Annotated in this window: 1 protein-coding gene; it reads left to right on the top strand. The window is 60.3% G+C overall.

Annotated elements, in window-relative coordinates:
- A partial coding sequence (locus E5A73_RS21060) for a MupA/Atu3671 family FMN-dependent luciferase-like monooxygenase (RefSeq protein ID WP_135965824.1) occupies nucleotides 1–2,628 on the top strand: 2,628 nt, incomplete at both ends.

Here is a 2,628-nt window from a genome sequence, read left to right on the forward strand (position 1 = left end):
TGACCCATGAAGCGGCACGCGAGGCGCTGGATGCGGCACGCGCCGGCCTCGCCCCCGCCCCAACGGTACTCGACCTGAACGAGACCGCCCCATGGGACGCTCAACCCTCAACCAGCCCCGATCCCGCAAGCCTCGGCCTCACCAGCCGCAACCTTGCCTATATAATCTATACCTCAGGCTCCACCGGTACTCCCAAAGGCGTCATGGTCGAGCACGGTGGTGTAGTGAACCTGATCCTGGATGTTCGCCACTGGTCTGATCTACCCGACAGGCCCGTCATTTTGTCGCTAACTGCGATTTCCTTCGACATCTTCGGACTGGAGCTATTCACTCCGCTCGCACGAGGCGGCTCGGTCGCACTCGCCGCCAATGCCTGCCGGCATGATGCCCAAGCATTCTCTGCGGCGGTCGCGCAGCATCAGCCGGACCTGGTGCAAGCCACGCCATCTTCGTGGAGGCTGCTCTCAGCGGCTTCGGTAGACATACCAACCGTCTTGTGCGGCGGCGAGGAGTTGCCTGCCGATGTTGCGATCTCCCTCGCTGCCATCGCCCGACAGGTAGTCAATGTTTACGGTCCCACCGAGACCACCATCTGGTCGTCGGCCCACATGCTCGCGAACGATGATCGACGCCCATCCATCGGTCGTCCGATCTCGAACACTCGAATCTATCTGCTGGACGCGCAGCTCCAACCGATTCCGCTGGGTGCGGTGGGGGAGATGTTCATCGGCGGCGCGGGCGTGGCACGGGGCTATCTCAACCGGCCCGAGCTGACCGCCGAGCGGTTCATCGCGAGTCCGTTCGTGGCAGGCGACCGGCTCTACAAGACGGGTGACCTTGCGCGGTATCTGCCCGACGGCAATATCGAGTTCCTGGGCCGCAACGACCATCAGGTGAAGATCCGCGGGTTCCGGATCGAACTGGGAGAGATCGAAGCCCGGCTGCTCGAATATCCCGGCGTCGCCCAGGCTTCCGTCATCGCCCGCGAGGACAGCACCGGCGACAAGCGGCTGGTTGCTTATGTCATAGCGACCGATTCCAAGGAGAGATCAAACCTTCCTGAAACTCCAGCTACAAAATTTAGCCTCTTTTACTTCGGTTCCGATTCAAGCGGTGCAGGCGAGCGCTACAAATTTTATATCGAATCTGCGAAGTTCGCCGACTCGAATGGCCTCAATGCAATCTGGACACCCGAACGACACTTCCATGACGTAGGCGGGCTATATCCTAACCCCGCCATCCTAAGCGCCTCGCTGGCTACCGTGACTCAAAACCTCCAGCTGAGGGCGGGAAGCGTCGTTCTGCCGCTCCATAATGTCGTCCGCGTTGCCGAAGAATGGTCCGTCATCGACAATCTATCAGGTGGCCGCGTCGGCATGGCGATCGCCAGCGGCTGGCATCCCCGCGACTTCGTCCTGGCGCCGGACAGCTTCGCTTCGCGCAGGCAAGTCATGCGCGAAGGCATTGCTACGCTTAAGGACTTATGGAATGGTCGATCGATCGAACTGCCGGATGGTGAAGGGAGATCATCGACAGTCCGCATATTCCCGGATCCGGTACAACATGACCTGCCATTATGGATCACTGCTGCCGGCAATCCCGAAACGTTTCGATACGCGGGCGAGATCGGTTCCAATGTCCTGACCCACCTGTTGGGTCAGAGCATCGGAAGCCTCCATCATAACATCGCGATTTATCGTCAGGCTCGAGCGGATCACGGTCATGATCCTGCAGCAGGGCAAGTAACGCTGATGGTGCACACCTATCTTGGGAACGATGCATCGGCGACGCTCGAAACTGCTCGAACTCCGTTCATCGACTATATACTACAGCACGTGGATCTCCTGACGTCCGCACTGAAAGAAGCGGACTTCGAAGCGAACTTGAATTCGCCAGAAGGGCGTCAGCGCATCGCGGAGTTCGCCTTCGAACGATATACGCGCACGGCCTCGTTGATCGGCACGCCGCAAGGAAGCGCACGATTGGTTCGGCAGCTACAATCCGCCAGCGTGAACGAAATCGCATGCTTTATAGATTGGATGGGCGCCGAGGAAGCCTTGGCCGCGCTCCCCTCGCTCGTTGAGCTTAAGGAGCTTACCTGCATACCTCCTCTCGATCCGGCGGAACTCCAGCGATGGCTACGCAAGGTCCTGCCGCATGATGTAACGCCAACTGCCTTCGTCCAGCTCGAACAATTTCCACTGACCCCTAACGGTAAGCTTGACCGCCATGCGCTGCCGGCGCCTGACGGCGAGGCTTATGCACGTCACACCTATGAAGCGCCCGTGGGCGAGATCGAGCAGGCGCTTGCCGCGATCTGGTCCGAACTGCTGGGCATCGAGCGCATCAGCCGCCACGACAACTTCTTCGAACTTGGCGGCCACTCGCTGCTGGCAGTAAAACTGCTGGCACGTTTGGCCCAGCTGAAACTCACCACCGACGTTCGCACATTGTTCGCCGCGCCGGTTCTGGCAGAGCTCGCAGCCGCGCTCGGCAGCTTCAGCGAAGCAGCCTTGCCGCCGATCCCATCGGTACCCCGCGTTGGGCCGCTGGCCTTGTCGTTTGCGCAGCAGCGGCTTTGGTTCCTGGACCAGCTCGAGGGTGCGAGCGCGACCTATAACATACCGA

The organism is Sphingomonas gei, assembly GCF_004792685.1.
GTDB lineage: Bacteria > Pseudomonadota > Alphaproteobacteria > Sphingomonadales > Sphingomonadaceae > Sphingomonas > Sphingomonas gei.